18 protein-coding genes are annotated in these 17,077 nt (G+C 70.7%); 10 read left to right on the top strand and 8 right to left on the bottom strand.

The window, feature by feature from the left end; translation table 11 throughout:
- Positions 1–7: 7 nt before the first annotated feature.
- The 3 genes from mutM to dnaA all read left to right on the top strand — a co-directional run bounded on the left by mutM (position 8) and on the right by dnaA (position 3,045).
- Complete coding sequence (mutM, locus tag CRO12_RS02340; protein ID WP_097063292.1) at positions 8–826, top strand: bifunctional DNA-formamidopyrimidine glycosylase/DNA-(apurinic or apyrimidinic site) lyase; 819 nt, start codon at positions 8–10, stop codon at positions 824–826.
- 98 nt (positions 827–924) lie between these two features.
- Positions 925–1,188 carry a 30S ribosomal protein S20 gene (rpsT, locus tag CRO12_RS02335; protein ID WP_097062399.1) on the top strand — a complete coding sequence of 88 codons (264 nt, stop codon included), beginning with the start codon at positions 925–927 and terminating at the stop codon, positions 1,186–1,188.
- 492 nt (positions 1,189–1,680) lie between these two features.
- Entirely contained in the window at positions 1,681–3,045 is a 1,365-nt protein-coding gene (dnaA, locus tag CRO12_RS02330; RefSeq protein WP_097062398.1) for a chromosomal replication initiator protein DnaA, read from the top strand.
- Positions 3,046–3,084: 39 nt separating this feature from the next.
- On the opposite strand, the gene CRO12_RS18515 is transcribed toward dnaA, so the two are convergent.
- The 4 genes from CRO12_RS18515 to secB all read right to left on the bottom strand — a co-directional run bounded on the left by CRO12_RS18515 (position 3,085) and on the right by secB (position 7,108).
- Entirely contained in the window at positions 3,085–3,714 is a 630-nt protein-coding gene (locus CRO12_RS18515; RefSeq protein WP_097062397.1) for a methyl-accepting chemotaxis protein, read from the bottom strand.
- A 79-nt stretch (positions 3,715–3,793) separates the two neighbouring features.
- Complete coding sequence (trpS, locus tag CRO12_RS02320) at positions 3,794–4,801, bottom strand: tryptophan--tRNA ligase (protein WP_097062396.1); 1,008 nt, start codon at positions 4,799–4,801, stop codon at positions 3,794–3,796.
- A gap of 19 nt (positions 4,802–4,820) precedes the next feature.
- Positions 4,821–6,386 (bottom strand): murein biosynthesis integral membrane protein MurJ, encoded by a 1,566-nt coding sequence (murJ, locus tag CRO12_RS02315; RefSeq protein WP_097062395.1) that lies wholly within the window; start codon positions 6,384–6,386, stop codon positions 4,821–4,823.
- 212 nt (positions 6,387–6,598) lie between these two features.
- Positions 6,599–7,108, bottom strand: coding sequence for a protein-export chaperone SecB (gene secB / locus CRO12_RS02310; RefSeq protein WP_097062394.1), 510 nt, complete (start codon positions 7,106–7,108; stop codon positions 6,599–6,601).
- 177 nt (positions 7,109–7,285) lie between these two features.
- Between secB and CRO12_RS02305 the strand changes: the two genes are divergently transcribed.
- From CRO12_RS02305 to CRO12_RS02295, 3 genes are all read left to right on the top strand, one after another.
- Positions 7,286–7,924 (top strand): Tim44/TimA family putative adaptor protein, encoded by a 639-nt coding sequence (locus tag CRO12_RS02305; RefSeq protein ID WP_144033549.1) that lies wholly within the window; start codon positions 7,286–7,288, stop codon positions 7,922–7,924.
- A gap of 81 nt (positions 7,925–8,005) precedes the next feature.
- A complete protein-coding gene (mltA, locus tag CRO12_RS02300; RefSeq protein ID WP_097062393.1) occupies positions 8,006–9,319 on the top strand; it encodes a murein transglycosylase A in 1,314 nt (437 codons plus the stop codon).
- A gap of 25 nt (positions 9,320–9,344) precedes the next feature.
- Positions 9,345–9,833 (top strand): Smr/MutS family protein, encoded by a 489-nt coding sequence (locus tag CRO12_RS02295; RefSeq protein WP_097063290.1) that lies wholly within the window; start codon positions 9,345–9,347, stop codon positions 9,831–9,833.
- Between the two features lie 30 nt (positions 9,834–9,863).
- Here CRO12_RS02295 and dapE read toward each other — a convergent pair whose 3' ends face one another.
- Genes dapE through CRO12_RS02280 form a run of 3 tightly spaced genes read right to left on the bottom strand, consistent with a single transcriptional unit; the run spans position 9,864 to position 12,932 of the window.
- A complete protein-coding gene (gene dapE, locus CRO12_RS02290) occupies positions 9,864–10,994 on the bottom strand; it encodes a succinyl-diaminopimelate desuccinylase (RefSeq protein WP_097063289.1) in 1,131 nt (376 codons plus the stop codon).
- 41 nt (positions 10,995–11,035) lie between these two features.
- Positions 11,036–12,022: a C13 family peptidase gene (locus CRO12_RS02285; protein ID WP_097062392.1), complete on the bottom strand. Its 987-nt coding sequence runs from the start codon at positions 12,020–12,022 to the stop codon at positions 11,036–11,038.
- Positions 12,023–12,080: 58 nt separating this feature from the next.
- A complete protein-coding gene (locus CRO12_RS02280) occupies positions 12,081–12,932 on the bottom strand; it encodes a glycoside hydrolase (RefSeq protein ID WP_097062391.1) in 852 nt (283 codons plus the stop codon).
- A gap of 88 nt (positions 12,933–13,020) precedes the next feature.
- On the opposite strand from CRO12_RS02280, the gene CRO12_RS02275 reads away from it, so the two are divergent.
- The 3 genes from CRO12_RS02275 to CRO12_RS02265 all read left to right on the top strand — a co-directional run bounded on the left by CRO12_RS02275 (position 13,021) and on the right by CRO12_RS02265 (position 16,497).
- The gene (locus CRO12_RS02275; RefSeq protein ID WP_097062390.1) at positions 13,021–14,022 is read left to right on the top strand and encodes an SDR family oxidoreductase; all 1,002 of its coding nucleotides are present in this window, start codon (positions 13,021–13,023) and stop codon (positions 14,020–14,022) included.
- A 220-nt stretch (positions 14,023–14,242) separates the two neighbouring features.
- Positions 14,243–15,652 carry an amino acid permease gene (locus tag CRO12_RS02270; RefSeq protein WP_097062389.1) on the top strand — a complete coding sequence of 470 codons (1,410 nt, stop codon included), beginning with the start codon at positions 14,243–14,245 and terminating at the stop codon, positions 15,650–15,652.
- Positions 15,649–16,497: a phosphorylase family protein gene (locus tag CRO12_RS02265; protein WP_097062388.1), complete on the top strand. Its 849-nt coding sequence runs from the start codon at positions 15,649–15,651 to the stop codon at positions 16,495–16,497. The genes CRO12_RS02270 and CRO12_RS02265 overlap by 4 nt, the downstream gene beginning before the upstream one ends.
- Here CRO12_RS02265 and CRO12_RS17865 read toward each other — a convergent pair.
- Positions 16,494–16,664: a hypothetical protein gene (locus tag CRO12_RS17865; protein WP_179640821.1), complete on the bottom strand. Its 171-nt coding sequence runs from the start codon at positions 16,662–16,664 to the stop codon at positions 16,494–16,496. The two genes, CRO12_RS02265 and CRO12_RS17865, sit on opposite strands and share 4 nt — an antisense overlap.
- A gap of 147 nt (positions 16,665–16,811) precedes the next feature.
- Between CRO12_RS17865 and CRO12_RS02260 the strand changes: the two genes are divergently transcribed.
- Entirely contained in the window at positions 16,812–17,045 is a 234-nt protein-coding gene (locus tag CRO12_RS02260) for a hypothetical protein (RefSeq protein WP_097062387.1), read from the top strand.
- Positions 17,046–17,077: the final 32 nt, after the last annotated feature.

The following is a 17,077-nucleotide window of genomic DNA, read 5'->3' as shown; positions in this document are numbered from 1 at the left end:
AGTGGATTTGCCCGAACTGCCCGAAGTCGAGACCACCGTGCGCGGGCTCACCCCTGTGCTGGCGGGGCAGCGGATCGCGCGGGTGCAGCTGCGGCGGGCGGACCTCCGCCGCGCGTTCCCGATCGATCTGGGGCAACGGCTGACCGGCGCCACCGTTACCGCGCTCGGGCGGCGGGCGAAGTACGGGCTGATCGATACCGACCGCGGCGACACGCTGGTCTTTCACCTCGGCATGTCGGGACGGTGGCGGGTCGATCCGGCGGAGCTGCTGCCGCACGACCATCTGGTGATCGAGACGGACGCCGGCCGCATCCTGGCGCTCAACGACCCGCGGCGATTCGGGTCGCTCGACCTGTTCCGCACCGCCGAGGTGCCCGCCTGGCCGCCGTTCGTGGCGCTCGGGCCCGAGCCGCTCAGCGACGCGCTGACCGGCGCTTATCTGGAGCGCGCGCTGACCGGCCGCGTCGCGCCGATCAAGGCCATGCTGCTCGACCAGCGGATCGTCGCGGGGCTCGGCAACATCTACGTCTGCGAGGCGCTGTTCGAGGCGGGCATCCGTCCATCGCGGCCGGCGGGGCAGATCGCCCGGGCCCGGCTCGACCGGCTGGCCGAGAAGATCAAGGCCGTCCTGCTGCTCGCGATCGAGGCGGGCGGATCGAGCCTGCGCGACTATGCGAAGCCCGATGGCGAGCTGGGCTATTTCTCCAAGCAGTTCAAGGTCTACGGCCGCGAGGGCGAACCGTGCCTGTGCGCGGGCGGGGGGACGGTGAAGCGCTACGCCGACGGCGGCCGATCGACCTGGTGGTGCCCGCGCTGCCAGCGCTGAGGTAGTTGACCGAATCGCACCTGTCCGCTAGGGGCGCCGCTTTCCCGGCTCGTGGACTGGAGTTCGCGCGCCCTCAATACAGGCAGGAACAACGAGCAATGGCGAATACGCCACAGGCGAAGAAGCGTATCCGGCGCAACGAGCGTCGCGCGGAGATCAACGGCGCGCGCGTGAGCCGCATCCGCACGTTCGTGAAGAAGCTCGAGACGGCACTCGCCGCGGGCGACAAGGACGCAGCGACCACCGCGATCGCGCTGGTCCAGCCGGAGCTGGCGCGCGGCGTCGCCAAGGGCGTGATCCACAAGAACACCGCGGCGCGCAAGTTCTCGCGCCTCACCAAGCGCCTGGCCGCGCTCGGCTGACGCAGTCCGCCCGCCGGCATGGCGGGTGCGAGTCGACAGGGGTTCGTGCCCCTGAACAGGGCCTCGTCCGGTACGTCCGGACGGGGCCCTTTTCGTTGATCCGTATCAAGATGGGAAACAGAATGCGAACGCGGTTCGGTTCCCGTTTTCCGATCCCAGGACTTCCCGCGATTCGCCAAAGCATTATCGCTGCACGCGGCTCAACTTACTGTAATAATTGACGAAAAGTTTTTTACCGCGGGAATCCGTGTGTCAATTCCCATTATTTCAGAATCTTTACCGCGGCCCGCTTGATCGACTCGTCGCAGCCATTCAAACAGTCAGTCCCGGTCGCGATCGCGGTCCGGGGACAAGCAGATTTGGTACGCGCTTTGGCGGCGAAACGGGGGTTTTCCGCCGGGGGGAAGTTATTGTCTGTCGCAATCAGCCGGTGGAGCGGGGGCGCTTCGCCGGGAGGAGAGAGGTGTGTCGGTGGCTCTGAGCGTAGCGCGGATGGGGGAAGCGGACGATGTGCTCGGTCGGGCCTGGACACGCGTGCGCACCAACCTGCGCCACTCGGCCGGCCAGCGGCTGTTCGACCAGTGGCTGAAGCCGGCCGAGCTGATCGAGGGCAGCGACGCGGAGAACGTCCGGATCGGCCTGCCGAGCGCGTTCGCCGCGACCTGGGTCAAGAGCCACTATGCCGACCGGCTGTTCTTCGAATTTCGCGCGCTGCTGCCGGGCGTGCGCGCGGTCTCCATCGAGACACTGAGCGACGCGCGCCCCCCGCGCAAGCTGACGGTGGAGGCGGCACCCGCGCAGGAGGCGCCCGAGCGCGCCCCGGTGCGCAACACCAGCCACCAGTTCGATCCGCGCTTCACCTTTGACCGCTTCGTCGTCGATGCGTCGAACAGGGTTGCGTTCAATGCGGCAAGGGCGCTGGCCGAGCCGGGCCGGCCGCGGTTCAGCCCGCTTTACCTCCACTCGGGCACCGGGCAGGGCAAGACCCACCTGATGCACGCCATCGGCCACGCCTTTGCCGAGGCGTGCCCGGAGTCGACCGCGCTCTACATGCCGGCCGAGCGCTTCATGTTCGAATTCGTGCAGGCGCTTCGGGCCAAGGATACGCACGCGTTCAAGGCGCGACTGCGCGGCGTCGATCTGCTGATGATCGACGACCTGCAGTTCATCGCGGGCAAGGAAGCGACTCAGGAAGAGTTCTTCCACACGGTCAACGAGTTCATGGGCGCGGGCAAGCGGCTGGTGATCGCCGCCGACCGTTCGCCGACGGCGCTGGAGCACGTCGAGCCGCGGCTTGTATCGCGGCTGGCGAGCGGCCTCGTCGCCGACATCAAGCCGCCCGAGCTGTCGCTGCGTCGCGCGATCCTGGCGGCGAAGCTGTCCGACACGCCCGACGCGAACGTGCCGGGCGAGGTGACCGAGCTGCTCGCCGAGCGGATCAGCGCCAGCGTCCGCGAGCTGGAAGGCGCGCTGACCCGCGTCGTCGCCTATGCGCAGCTGAACGGAGAGGCGATCACGCTCGACTTCGCGGTCGCGACGCTCGGCGAAGTGCTGCGCGGCGCGCAGCGGCGGGTCACGATCGACGAGATCCAGAAGGCGGTGTCGGCGCACTTCGACCTGAAGCCGATCGACCTGTTGTCCGCCCGCCGCGCGGTGGCGGTCGCGCGGCCGCGCCAGATCGCGATGTACCTCGCGAAGCGGCTCACCACTCGATCGCTGCCGGAGATCGGGCGCAAGTTCGGCAACCGCGATCACTCCACCGTGATCCACGCGGTGCGCCGGATCGAGGACCTGCGCGGCAAGGACCAGGACATCGACGGCGCGGTGGTGGCGCTGCTGCGTCAGCTGGAGCGTTAAGCGTCGGTCGGGCGAGCCGCTGCGGGGTTTGCCGTTCGGCTAGCGTCGCCGCGTCGTCACCATGGCCACCGCTCGCTCGGTGGCGAGCCGCGTTTCTCCGGCCAGCTTCTTTACCTCGGCCGCCACCACGGAGAAGCCGCGGCCGGCCTCTCCCGCGCGGGCGGCCTCGATGGTGGCATTGAGCGCGAGGGGGTTGGTCTGCTGCGCAATGCCGCTGATCGCGCCGACGATCTCCGACAGGTCGGCGATCATCGATTCCAGCTCCTCACTCAGGAGCTTCGCGGCAGTGACGTCGGCGGCAATTTTCAGGATGCGTTCTGGCCTGCCGGTGTCGTCGAGCACGGGATTGTACGTCGCCTGCAGCCACACCGGGGACCCGTCGCGCCTCAGGCGGCAATACTCGCCGCCATCGAAGCTGCCGCTCGCCAGCTTCTGCCAGAAGGTCGCGTAGGCGATCGAACCGGCGTAGTCGGGATCGCAGAAGATGCGATGGTGCTTGCCGACCAGCTCAGGCAATTCGTAGCCGAGCAGATCGAGAAAGAGCCGGTTGGCCCACAGGACGTCGCCACCGGGAGTAAACTCGGCCACCGCCTGCGACCGGCAGATCGCGTCCCAGCCGGCGGTGAGTCCGCGCTCGGATGACGGCAGGTGATGCGGGTGGCCGCTCATGCCCTCCGGGGCTAGTCCGAGGACGGCCGAGATTTGGTTAACGATCCCGACCGCCGCAGGAGATGGTCCGGTAACGTGCCTAGATCTGCAATCCCACCGCCGCCTGCGCGGAACGAAGCGTCGGGGCGGCGAGCGCCTGGGCGCGGGCGGCGCCGCGCGCGAGTTCGGCGGCGACGGCCGCACGGTCGCCGAGCAGCTCGGTCAGTCGCGCCCGGATCGGCCCGAGCACAGCCACAGCCAGATCGGCGAGCGCGGGCTTGAACGCGCCGAAGCCCTGACCCGCGAACTGGTCGACCACGTCCTGCACCGGCAGATCCGCGAGCGCAGCGTAGATGGTGACGAGGTTTCGTGCCTCCGCGCGTCCCTCCAGTGCAGCCCAGCTGTCCGGCAGCGGCTCCGGATCGGTGCGCGCCTTGCGCAGCTTGGTGGCGATCACGTCGTCGTCGTCCACCAGGTTTATGCGGCTCTGGTCCGACGGGTCGGATTTGGACATCTTGGCAGTCCCGTCGCGCAGGGACATGATGCGGGGCGCGGCGGCGGAGATCAGCGGCTCGGGCGCGGGGAAGAGCTCGACGCCGAAGTCGGTGTTGAACTTGATCGCGACGTCGCGGGCGAGCTCCAGGTGCTGCTTCTGGTCCTCTCCCACCGGAACGTGGGTCGCCTGATAGGCGAGGATGTCGGCGGCCTGAAGAACCGGATAGGTGAACAGTCCGACGCTCGCGCCCTCGCGGTTCTTGCCGGCCTTGTCCTTCCACTGGGTCATGCGGTTGAGCCAGCCCATCCGCGCCGTGCCCTGAAGAATCCAGGCGAGCTCGCTGTGGGCGGGGACGCGCGCCTGGTTGAACAGGATCGACTTGGCCGGATCGATTCCGGCCGCGAGCAGCGTCGCTGCCATCTCGATCGTGCTGTTGGCGAGGTCGGCGGGCGTGATGTCGCCGGTCAGTGCGTGGAGGTCCGCTAGAAAGTAGAGGCTCTCCCCGCCCTCCGCCGCCAGGCGGTCCTGGAGTGCGACCCACTGCTTGATGGCACCCAGATAGTTGCCGAGGTGGAGGTTGCCGGTGGTCTGGATGCCGGACACGACGCGCATGGGACGGGTTCCTGTGGAGTTAGGCGCGGCGGCGCACGAGCGCTCTTAGTTCGGCGACGGAGAAGGCGCGCAGGCCGAACGCCGCCGCGAGGTAGACGAGCATGCCGCCGCTGACCAGCGCCACCATCGCGCCGGTCCGCTCCAGCCGGTCGCCGGTGGTGTAGGGGGCGAGCAGATCGTCGGCGAACCACAGCGCCGCTCCCATCACCAGCGCCGCGGCGGCGAGGCGCAGGACTCGCCGGACAAGTTGCGCGTCGGGTATGAAGTGGCCGCGGCGGCGCAGCTCGCGGTAGAGCAGCGCGACGTTGACCCAGGACGCGATCGCGGTCGCGAGCGGCGGGCCGACCTGCTGCAACGGCACGATCAGCGCGAGGTTGAGCAGGAGGTTCACGCCGATCGCCCAGGTCGCGAATCGCACCGGCGTCCGGGTGTCGTGGCGCGCGTAGAAGCCGGGGGTCAGCACCTTGACCAGGATGTAGGCGGGCAGGCCGAGCGAGAAGGCGGCGAGTGCCTGTGCACAGGAAATCGTGTCGGCAGGCGTGAAGGCGCCGTGCTGAAAGAGCGCGGCGACGATCGGGGTGCCGCACGCGACCAGAGCGACGGTGGCGGGGAGGGTGAGGAACAGCGCGAGCTCCAGCCCGCGGTTCTGGGTCGCCATGGCCGCTTCCTCGTCGCCCCGGCCGAGCAGGCGGGTGATGGTCGGGAGGAGGACGGTGCCGAGTCCGATGCCGATGAGGCCAAGCGGCAGCTGGTTCAAGCGATCGGCATAGTAGATGTACGACACGGCGCCCGCCGGGAGCAGCGAGGCGGCGAGCGCGGTTGAGACGACCAGGTTGAACTGCACGGCGCCGGCCCCCGCCGCGGCCGGCCAGATCAGCGCGAGCAGCTTCCTCACGTCGGGCGTCAGGCGCGGGCGGCGGAGGCGCAGCGTCACCTTGGCCTGGCGGGTCGCGACGATCAGCCAGACGAGCTGAAGCACGCCCGAGACGGTGACCGCGATCGACTGGGTCCGCGCGGTCGCGATCGGATCGCCGGGCGCGTGGAAGAACAGCAGCGCGACGATCAGCGTCAGGTTGAGCAGGATCGGCGCGGCCGCGCTGACCCAGAAGCGGCCGATCGAGTTGAGGATGCCGCCGAGCAGCGAGACCAGGCTGATGCAGAGCAGGTAGGGAAAGGTGATCCGCGAGAACTCGACCGCGGTGGCGAACTGGTCATCGCGACCCTCGCCGAAGCCGAAGGTGAGGAGCCAGACGACCGGGACCGCGAAGATCATCATCGCCGCGGTCATGATGATCAGGATCGGCAGCAGGATGGCGAGCGCGGCCTCCGCAAAGGCGATGCCGGGGGCGAGATCGTCGCCGGCCTCCGCCACCTTGCGGTTGAACATCGGGATGAACGCGGCGGAGAACGCCCCTTCCGCAAACAGCGCACGAAACATGTTGGGCAGCCGAAAGGCGATAAAGAAGGCGTCGGAGGCGAACCCCGCACCCACGAAGCGCGCGAACAGCGAGTCGCGCACCAGCCCGAGCACGCGGCTGGCAAGCGTCAGGCCGCCGATCGAGCCGAGCGCGCGGGCGAGGTTCATTGTGTCAGAGCCACGAGCACATCCGTTCGTCCTGAGTAGCCGCTGAGCCTGTCGAAGAGTGCCAGGTCGGATCGTCTCCCAGACGATCCCGAAAGATGCGGGGCATCGTTCACCTGGCACTGTATCGAAGGACATGGCACAGGGCGATGCTTCGATACGAGCCTTAGCCTGCGCTCAGTCTCTACTCAGCACGAACGGAGCGGTGGATATCCTCAGGCCTGCCCGGCCGGCTCGCCCTCGGCGAGCTGGGTCTGCTGCGCGAGCTGCTGGAGGTAGAGCTGGCCGAAGTCGATCGGGTCGAGGAGCAGCGGCGGGAAGCCGCCGTCGCGCACCGTGTCGGCGACCACGCGGCGGGCGAACGGGAACAGAATGCGGGGCGCTTCGCCGAGCAGGAAGGGCTGGAGGTGCTCGTCGGGGATGTTGCGCAGCCCGAACAGCCCGGCAAAGGTGAGGTCGACGACGAACGCGACCTGCCCGTCCTCCGTTTCCGCCCGCACGTCGATCTTCAGCACCACCTCATGCAGGTCGTCGCCGACCTTGGCTGCGCCGATGTTGAAGCCGACGTCGATCTTGGGGGCACCGGGCAGCTGGTAGATGGCGGGTGCGTTCGGGTTCTCGAACGACAGGTCCTTCACATATTGCGAGATGACGCCCGCGACCGGCGCGGTATCCTCGCCATTGGTCAGCGGCCCGCCCGCGGCACCAAATTGTTCGTCTGCCATGATGATCCCCTTGTGCAACGCTTGGCGCCGCCGGAGCGTTGGCGGGGCGGCGGCGACAATGATGAGGGCCGCGCCTAGCAAAGGGCCCACCTCGACACAACGCCCGGGGCCCGGACGTTTGTATGTGGGCCCCGCCCGGACTATATTGTCGGCCTAGCCGAATTCGGAGGATCAGTGCTGTACGTCATCCTGCTCGCAATGGTCGCCGCGTTCCTGGCGCTGCGGCTGTATTCGGTGCTCGGCAAGAAGACAGGCCATGAGCAGCCGCTGGTGAAGCCGGCCGAGGGCGCGCCGGTCCGCCCCGTCGCGCGCACGGTGGACGTGCCGAGCGAGGTTCGCGAGAGTGCGCCGCGGGCGATCGACAGCGGGGCGGAAGCGGGATTGCGCGCGATCGTCGCCGCCGACCCCTCGTTCGACGTCGCCGCCTTCGTCGAGGGCGCCAAGGGCGCGTACCGGATGATCATGGAGGCGTTCTGGGCTGGCGACCGCGAGACGCTTCAGTGGCTGGTCGAGGACGAGGTCCGGAGCGAGTTCTTCGCGGCGATCGACGCGCGCGAGGCGGCGGGCGAGACGCTGGACAACCGTCTGGTCTCGATCGAGCGCGCCCAGATCAGCGAGGCGAGCGTCGCCGGCCGGACCGCGCGCATCACCGTGCGCTTCGATGCCGACATCGCCGCGGTTACGCGCGACAAGGACGGCGCGGTGATCGCGGGGTCGCTGACCGACGCGGTCGAGACCCACGATGCCTGGACGTTCCAGCGCACGCTGAAGAGCGACGATCCGAACTGGAAGCTCGCCGATACCGACGAGGCGTGAGGCGCGGCTCTCGTCTCGCGCGGCGTTTCACTACAAGCGCTGCTCGCTAGTGCGACGCCATTATCGCTAAAAGGGGCGTCCATGCGTCTGATGAGTGTCGTGCTGGCGGCGGGGCTGCTGTCGGCCTGTTCCGGGAGCATGGTGCCGCCCGCCTCAACCCCGGGCGCGGCGCCGGTCGCGCGGCCGGCCCCGAGCAGCCCGCGCCCGGGAGTCGCCCCCCATCCCTCCACCAGCGTGCCCGTGCGCGCACCAACACCAGCGACACCGATTGCGCCGATGCCGGCCGCGACCCCGCCTGCGGGCGTGACCAGTGCGGCCGCCGCCGGCGTCGTCGCCGGTCCCGCGGTTGCCGCGCTGCCGCTCACCGCCGAGCGAGCGGCGGCCGCGCTCACCGCTTTTCGCACCTCCTGCCCGGGACTCGTCCGCCGGACGGACTCGAGCGGGCTGACCCGCGGCGCCGACTGGCAGCCGGCATGCGACGCGGCGCGCAGCGGCGCGGACGCCGACCCGGTCGGCTTCTTCGGGCGCTGGTTCGAGGCGGTCCAGGTCGGTGACGGCCGCGCCTTCGCGACCGGCTATTACGAGCCCGAGATCGCCGGCGCGCGCACCCGCGGCGGCGCTTATCAGACCCCAATCTACGCGCGGCCACGCGACCTGGTGGAGGTCGATCTCGTCCTCTTCTCCGATGACCTGAAGGGCAAGCGGGTGCGCGGCAAGGTGCAGGGCACCGCCTTCGTCCCCTATGACGACCGGACGCAGATCGAGGAAGGCTCGCTCGACGGGCGCGCGCCGGTGCTGGCCTATGCCGCCGATCCGGTCGAGTTCTTCTTCCTACAGGTCCAGGGTTCGGGTCGGCTGCGCCTGCCGGACGGCGGCGTGATGCGGATCGGCTACGACAACCAGAACGGCCGCGCCTATACCGGGATCGGAGCCTTGATGCGCCAGCGCGGGCTGATCGGGCCGACCCAGGCATCGATGCAGGGGCTGATGGGGTGGCTGCGCGCCAATCCGGAGCAGGGCCGTGCGATCATGCGCGAGAACAAGAGCTTCGTGTTCTTCCGTGAGTTGACCGGGCCGGGGCCGCTCGGTGCGATGGGCTATCCGGTGGTGGGCGGCGCGTCGATCGCGGTCGACACGCGGTTCGTGCCGCTCGGCGCACCCGTGCTGCTGTCGATGGACCGCGCGGATGCGAACGGGTTGTGGATTGCGCAGGATACGGGCGGCGCGATCAAGGGTGCGAACCGCGTCGACACCTTCTGGGGCGCAGGCGACGAGGCGCGGGCGATCGCGGGCGGCATGGCGGCGCGCGGCACCGCGTTCCTGCTGCTCCCCGTCGGCACGCTCGCCCGACTGACGGCGGAGGGCCGCGGTGGCGGAGCGACGCCTCAGCCCTGACGAGGCCGCGCTGTGGCGGCGGGTGATGGCGGGCGTCCGCCCACTGGAGGGGCCGCGGCCCGTCGCTGCGCCTGCCGTGCCTAGTGCAGCGCCGACGGTTCAGGTCACCAAAGCCGCACCGGTCCCGCCGCTGCCCGCGCGCCACAAGTCGCCGAAGCCGCCCGCGGCAGTCGCGACGCTCGACGGCGGGTGGGACCGGCGGCTGTCGCGCGGGCTGGTCTCGCCCGATCGCACGGTCGACCTGCACGGGCATGGGCTGCAATCGGCCTATCACCTGCTCGACGACGCGCTGGGGAGCGCGCTCGCGGCGGGGGACCGGGTGATCCTGCTGATCACCGGCAAGCCGCCCGCGCGTGAATCGGAGCGGCCGCACAAGCGCGGCGCGATCCGCGCGGCCGTGGGCGACTGGCTGGCCGCGTCGCGTCACGGCGACCGGATCGCGGCGGTGCGCGGCGCTCACCCGCGGCATGGCGGCACGGGGGCGCTCTACATCGTGCTCAGGCGGGTGCGGTAACGGGCTCCCCTCCCGGTAAAGGGAGGGGAGTTAAGCGAGCGCCCTGGCGATCACCCCCGCGTAGATCCGCTCCAGCGCGCGCAGGTCGGCAACCGCGACCGCCTCGTCGCGCTGGTGCATGGTCGCGTTCAGCAGCCCGAACTCGACCGTTGGACACACCGCCGAGAGGAAACGGGCGTCGGAGGTGCCGCCGGTCGTCGAGAGCTCGGGCGTGAGCCCCGTCACCGCCCGGACCGCGTCGGCAACCAGCGCGGAGAGCGCGCCCGGCGTGGTCAGGAACGCCTCGCCCGAGACGACGCCGCGCACCTGCGCGTCGTGGGCGTGGGTAAGGACAACAGCGCGGATGCGTTCGATCAGCGCCTCGCCGCGATGCCGGTCGTTGAAGCGGATGGACAGCCGCGCGCGGGCTGCTGCCGGGATGACGTTGGTGGCCGTGTTGCCGACCGCCAGGTCCGTCACCTCAATGTTCGACGGCTGGAACCAGGCGGTGCCCTCGTCCAGCACCAGCGCGTCGATCGCGACGAGCGCGGCGACCAGCTTGGGGATCGGGTTGTCGGCCAAATGCGGGTAGGCGACGTGGCCCTGCCGCCCGGGCACCTCGACCCAGATGTTGACGGAGCCGCGCCGCCCGATCTTCATCGTGTCGCCGAGCCGATGAGCCGAAGTCGGCTCGCCGACCAGGCACCAATCGGGGCGGAGCCGGCGCGCCGCCATGCGCTCGATCAGCGCGCGGGTGCCGTGGACCGCCGGCCCCTCCTCGTCACCGGTGATGAGGAGGCTGACCGTGCCGGTCGCGGGCGCGTCGGCGCAGGCCGCGACAAAGGCGGCGACCGCGCCCTTCATGTCCACCGCGCCGCGGCCGTAGAGCAGGTCGCCGCGAACCTCCCCCTCCCAAGGGCCGCTCGTCCAGCCGTTGCCCGGGGGCACGACGTCGACGTGCCCGGCGAAGGTGAGGTGCGTGCCGCCCGACCCGCGCACCGCGATGAGGTTCTCGACCGGGCCATCCGGCGCCTCGCCGGCCACGAAGCGATCAACGGCAAACCCGAGCGCTGTGAGGGCCGCTTCGAGCACGTCGAACACGCCGCCGCGCGCGGGCGTGACGCTTTCCTCGCGGAGCAGCGCCTGCGCTAGCGTGACGACGTCGGGTGCTTGGTCCGGCATGGCCCGCGGCATCGCTTAACCGCCACGCGAGCGCAATCCCGCTATCGCCCGGCCGGCACCGCCGCGAGCGACGCGATCGCCGGGCGGCCGACAGGTGGGGTCGCCACCTTGGGGCTGCGCGCCTCCAGGGCCGCCAGCCACTTGGCCGTGCCCGCGCCGATGCTGACCTGCGGCTCGGAGGCGAGCAGGCGGCCCTCGCCCTCCCACCTGGCGATCAGGTCGGTCGCCTCCTTGACCGCGGCGGCGAGCGGCACCGGCTTGCGCAGGCCGTGGTTGACCATGGCGTCGCCGAAGAAGGTCCAGTCGTTGTCGCTGACGCAGCCGAACGAGGAGCGCTCGGCTGAGGCGGCGGTCACGACGATGCTGGTGTCGCCCGACAGCAGCGGCACGAACACGCCCGAGTAGCAGGCGGAGACGAACAGGAGCCGGTTGGCGATGCCGAGCGTGCCGAGCAGGCTCCACAACCGGGCCGGGCTGATCGCGCCATAGCCGTGGTCGGCGTCGTTGTAGACGACACCGAGCGGGGCACCGTGGCTGGTCGTGTAGAGCACCAGCACGTCTTCCTTGGCGTCCATGACCTCCGCGATGCGGGCGAGCGCGGCCTCGATGTTGGCCGGTGCGCCGCGCGGCAGACTGCTCTCCGCCGAGCCGTCCGAGCCGGCGAGCACGATCGTGCGCCCGGCGGCGTCGTAGCGGCGGGCGAGCACCGTTGCCGCCTCCCGCGCCTCGCGCCCGAACACGGGATCGCTGTCGAGCGCGACGGAGAGTACATAGGCGTCGACCACGCCCTTGCGCCCCGGCTTCACGCCAGCGAGCGCGCTGGCGAGCCGGCGGTGCTCGGCGAGCGACCAGCGCGCCGGTCGGTCATGCTCGAGCTGCGTGCCGCCGTCGGCGGCGGCCTGCACCTCCTGCGGGGTCGCGCGGGCGAACAGCGGCGGGGGCGGGGCGGTGTGCTGCGGCGGATAGTAGCTCTGCGCCGACGTCAACAGCGCCAGCCCCGCACCCACGATCCGCCACCACGCCGTCATCACACGCCCTCGCGACCGGGCGTATGGTCGGCGGCGGGCGCCCGCGCTGTCAAGCGGGTCAGCACACCTCGGCCGTGCTGACCGGCGGCGGACCGGCAGGGATGCGCGCCGGTGACAGGTAGAAGGGATCAGCCGAGAGCCGGTGGCGGTCGCCGTAGACCGTCCCCAGCACGGCGTAGAGCGCGGGGTCGTAGGCGGCGAGACCCTGGTGGCTGAGGATGCGGCGGCCATCGACCACCACCAGCCGCTTCGAATTGAACCACAGCTGCGTGCCGACAGCCCAGTACTCGTCCGCGGTCGTCATCGCATACTCGCCCCGCCAGCGCCCCGCCGCGAGCGCAGCGCGGTACGCCTGCTCGATTCGGCCGGCGAGCGGGTCGCCCGCGTGGCGCAGCGCATGGTGGATGGTGTGGGCGAACTCGTGCACGAAAGTGGTCTCGCCGTAGTAGCGCGAGGTCCGCTGTCCCAGCAGGTCCTCGGCCGCGGCGCTGGTGAACACGCCGCCCATCCCGCGGGCGCGCCAATTCCAGTACTGCCGGTCGGTGAGCCGCCCGATCCGGGCGTCATAGTGCTTGCGCTCGCAGCGGGTGAGGCGCGGGTCGTCGCGCGCGGGGCGCGTCCAGCCGCGCTGCTCGGGCAGGTCGGTGGTCGACTCGTCCTGCGCCATTACGGCGACGCGGACGCCCATCGCCTGCATCGTGCGGGCGATATCGGGTCGGTGCTCCAGCATCTCGGCGACGATCGACTGCGCAGCGATCAGCGCAGTGTCCGGCACCTTGGCCGACGACAGGATCGGCAGGCCCGCGACCGCGACATGCTTGGCGTAGAAGGGGTCGGCGCGAAGGGTCGGCGGCGGCGCGGTGACCGGTGACGCCTGGGCAGTGAGCGCGGCGAGGGCGAGGAGCAGCATCGCCGATGGAGGTAGGAAGTGCGACCAGCCGCCGCCACTTTGGCGGCGCCCGCGCGTTCGGAAGCGGACGGATCGTCCAGGAGCCACCATGAAGCCGAAGCTGAAGCCGCTTGCCGAGCAGGTCATCGTCATCACCGGCGCCAGTTCCGGCATCGGGCTGGTCACCGCGCGGAAGGCGGCGGCGGCGGGCGCGGCCGTGCTGCTGGTGTCGCGGGACGAGGCGGCGCTCGCCCGCATCGCCGCGGAGCTCGGCGATCGCGCGTCCTACGCCGTCGCCGACGTCGGCGACCGGGCGGCGGTGGAGACCGCGGCGGCGGCGGCCGTGGCGCGCTGGGGGCGGATCGACACCTGGGTCAACAACGCGGGCGTGACGATCTATGCGGCGCTGATCGACACGCCGGAGGATGAGCATCGGCGACTGATCGAGACCAATTACTTCGGCTGCGTCAACGGCTGCCTGGCGGCGATCCCGCACCTGGCGGAGAGCCGCGGCGCGCTGATCACCGTCGCCTCGATCGTCGCCGACATGCCGAGCCCGGTCATGGGCGCCTATGCCGCCTCCAAGGCGGCGGTGCAGTCCTATGTCGAGTCGCTCCGGATCGAGCTGGAGGCGGCGGGGACGCCGGTATCGGTGACGCTGGTCAAGCCGTCGGGGATCGACACGCCGATCGCCGACCACGCCGCCAACCATGTCGGCGGGCACGGGCTGATCCCGCCGCCGGTGTATGCGCCCGAACTGGTGGCGGACGCGATCCTCGACGCCGCGGTCACCCCGCGGCGCCAGATCACGGTCGGGGGCGGCGGGCGCGCGCAGGCGCTGTTCGCCGAGCATTTCCCGCGCGTCTTCGAGCGGTTGGCGCCGATTGCCGCAACCACCTTCATCGATCCGGCCAAAACGCAGCCGCAGCCGTCCAACCTGTTCGCGCCCGCCCGCTCGGGACGGGAGCGATCGGACGTCAATACGGGCCGGCAGGTGAGCCTCTACACCGCCGCGGCGCGCCGGCCGAAGCTGGTGAAGGGGGTGGCGGTTGCCGGGCTGGCAGTGGGGCTGCTGGCGCTGCGGAGCAGCAGTCGGCGAAAGGAAGCTTGATTCGGCGTCCGTGCTGAGTAGCGACTGAGCGTAGGCGAAGGCGCGTATCGAGGCATCTGTTCCCCGCGCAACCGGCCCTTCGATACGCCACTTCGACTTCGCTCAGCGGCTACTCAGGACGAACGGAGTTGAGGGGCCTGCCACACTGGCGATCCCTCCCGCACGCCGCTACCGTCCCGCGCAAACCAGAACAGGCGGGGAGACAGGCGTGGCGAGTGGGATGTTCCGGCGCAAGGCGATCGTGCCGCCGAGCGAAATGGCGGCCGAGCATCAGCTCGCGCGGACGCTGTCGTGGCCGCATCTGGTCGCGCTCGGCGTCGGCGCGATCGTCGGCACCGGCATCCTCACGCTGATCGGGGTCGGCGCCGATCGCGCCGGGCCGGCGGTGATCGTGTCGTTCGCGGTCGCCGGCCTGATCTGCGCGTGCGCGGCGCTCGCCTATGCCGAGATGGCGACGATGATGCCGGTGTCGGGCAGCGCCTACACCTACAGCTACGCCGTGCTGGGGGAGGTGTTCGCCTGGGTGGTCGGCTGGTCGCTGCTCGCCGAGTACACGCTGGTGGTGGCGACGGTCGCGGTCGGCTGGTCGGGATACGCGACCGGCTTTCTCGCGGGGCTCGGCCTGGCGCTCCCGGACGCGCTGACCCACGGACCGACGATGGCCGACGGGGCGGTGGCGAGCTGGGGCGTGAACGTGCCCGCGCTGGTCATCGTCGCGGTCGTCGCCGGGCTGCTGATGCTCGGCACCAAGGAGAGCGCGACTCTGAATGCGGTGCTGGTCGTCGTGAAGGTGATCGCGCTCGCGGTGTTCGTGGGCGTCGCCCTGCCGTACTTCGACGGCGCGCGGCTCGAGCCGTTCTCCCCCTTCGGCTTCGCCAAGCACCTGTCGGCCGACGGGGTGGAGCGCGGAGTGATGGCGGCGGCGGCGATCATCTTCTTCGCCTTCTACGGCTTCGACGCGATCTCGACCGCGGCGGAGGAGACCAAGAATCCGGGCCGCGACCTCGCGATCGGGATCGTCGGATCGATGGCGGCGTGCGTCGCGATCTACATGATCGTCGCGGTCGCGGCCGTCGGCGCGCTCAGCTACACCCGCTTCGCCGACAGCCCGGAGCCGCTGGCGCTGATCCTGCGCGAGATCGGCCAGCCCGGGGCGGCGCGCTTCCTGGCCGGATCGGCGGTGATTGCGCTGCCGACCGTCATCCTCGCCTTCCTCTACGGGCAGAGCCGCATCTTCTTCGTCATGGCGCGGGATCGGCTGTTGCCGGAGAGCCTGGCGCGCGTGTCGGCGCGGGGCACGCCGGTCCGCATAACGCTGTTCACCGCCGCGATCGTCATGCTGTTCGCGGGCTTCTTGCCGATCGACGCAATCGCGGCGCTGGCGAACGCGGGCACGCTCACCGCCTTCGCCGCCGTCGCGGTCTGCATGCTGGTGATGCGTCGCCGGGCGCCCGACATGGCGCGGCCGTTCCGAGCCCCGGCCGCCTGGGTGGTGGGCGCGGGCGCGATCGTCGGTTGCGCCTACCTGTTCATCAGCCTGCCGAGCACGACGCAGCTGTGGTTCCTCGGCTGGAACGTCGTCGGGCTGCTGCTCTACTTCCTGTTCGTGGCGCGCCGGCAAGCCGTGTGACCGGCTGGACGATCGGGATCATCGGGGGCTCCGGGCTCTACGATATCGCGGGACTGGCGGGCGCGTGGGAGCGAGTGGAGACGCCGTGGGGTGCGCCATCCGACGCGATCTTCCGCGGACGGGTGGGGGCGGTCGACGTCGCCTTCCTGCCGCGGCACGGGCGCGGGCACGTCATCCCGCCCGGCGACATCAACGCGCGTGCGAACATCGCCGCGCTGAAGCTGGTCGGCTGCACCGACGTCGTTGCGATCTCCTCCGTCGGTTCGCTGGTGGCGGAGCGGCCGCCCGGCAGCTTCTCGATCGTCGACCAGTTCATCGATCGGACCAAGGGGCGGCCGTCGAGCTTCTTCGGCCCGGGACTCGTCGCGCACGTCTCCATGGCCGATCCGGTCTGCCCGCGGCTGTCGGCGCTGCTCGCGGATGCGATGCCGGAGGCGGATCGCGGCGGCACCTACCTCGCGATGGAGGGTCCGCAGTTCTCCACCCGCGCGGAGAGCCGGCTGTACCGGAGCTGGGGCGCCCACGTGATCGGCATGACGGCCATGCCGGAGGCCCGGCTCGCGCGGGAGGCGGAGCTGCCCTACGCGCTGGTCGGGATGGTGACCGACCTCGACAGCTGGCACGAGGGCGAGGGCGTCGACGTCGCGCAGGTGCTGGCGCAGGTCGGCGCCAACACGGCGCGGGCGCGGACGCTGGGCGCGGACCTGCTCGCCGCGTTGCCGGCGGAGCGGGCGGCGTCGCCGATCGACGCCAACCTGGACACCGCGATCATCACGCCGCGTTCGGCACGTGACCCCGTAATGGTCGAGCGGCTGGCCTCGATCGCCGGCCGCGTGCTCCGCTAGGCGTCACGCCGCCACAACAGCACGCCGATCAGGACCGCGACGGCCAGCCCGCCCAGAAAGCCGATCGTGGGCTGGCGAAAGGCGAGGCCCACACCCGTGCCGATCAGGAGGGCAAGCGTGATCGGCGCACCGGCGCCGTGCGGCGAGCGGGAGGGGGGAGGCGACATGACGCGCGCTGTGCCATGTCCCGCACGAGGACGCCACCTCTCCCGATCCGGGACGGCCGGAACAGGGGTGCGAAGCGCGTTAAGGTTCGTGAGGCGCGGCAATCGGCCGTTCGCGACTTCTGGCACGCGGCTTGTTGGAGTCCTCGCATGTTGTTCGACGATCCGTTCGCTGCCGCCCTTCCGATCCTCACCGACCAGGCCGTCCTCTCCGACGCCCGCGCCCTCATCGACGGGTTCGGCGACGACGCCGGGTTCGAGGCGGCGGCCCGCGCCGATCGGAGCCGCGACCTTGGCAACGCGGTCCACTTCGCGCGCTGGCGGCAGATCGAGCGGCTGATCGTCGTGCTGGCGAGCGACGAAGCGATCGGCACCGTGCACTGAAGTCGCGCACTCGGCGCCTTCCAGCAACCTTG

It is taken from the genome of Sphingomonas guangdongensis (genome assembly GCF_900199185.1).
Lineage (GTDB): Bacteria > Pseudomonadota > Alphaproteobacteria > Sphingomonadales > Sphingomonadaceae > Sphingomonas > Sphingomonas guangdongensis.
The sequence above is the reverse complement of the archived record's forward strand: the minus strand, read 5'-3'. Positions and strand labels throughout refer to the sequence as shown.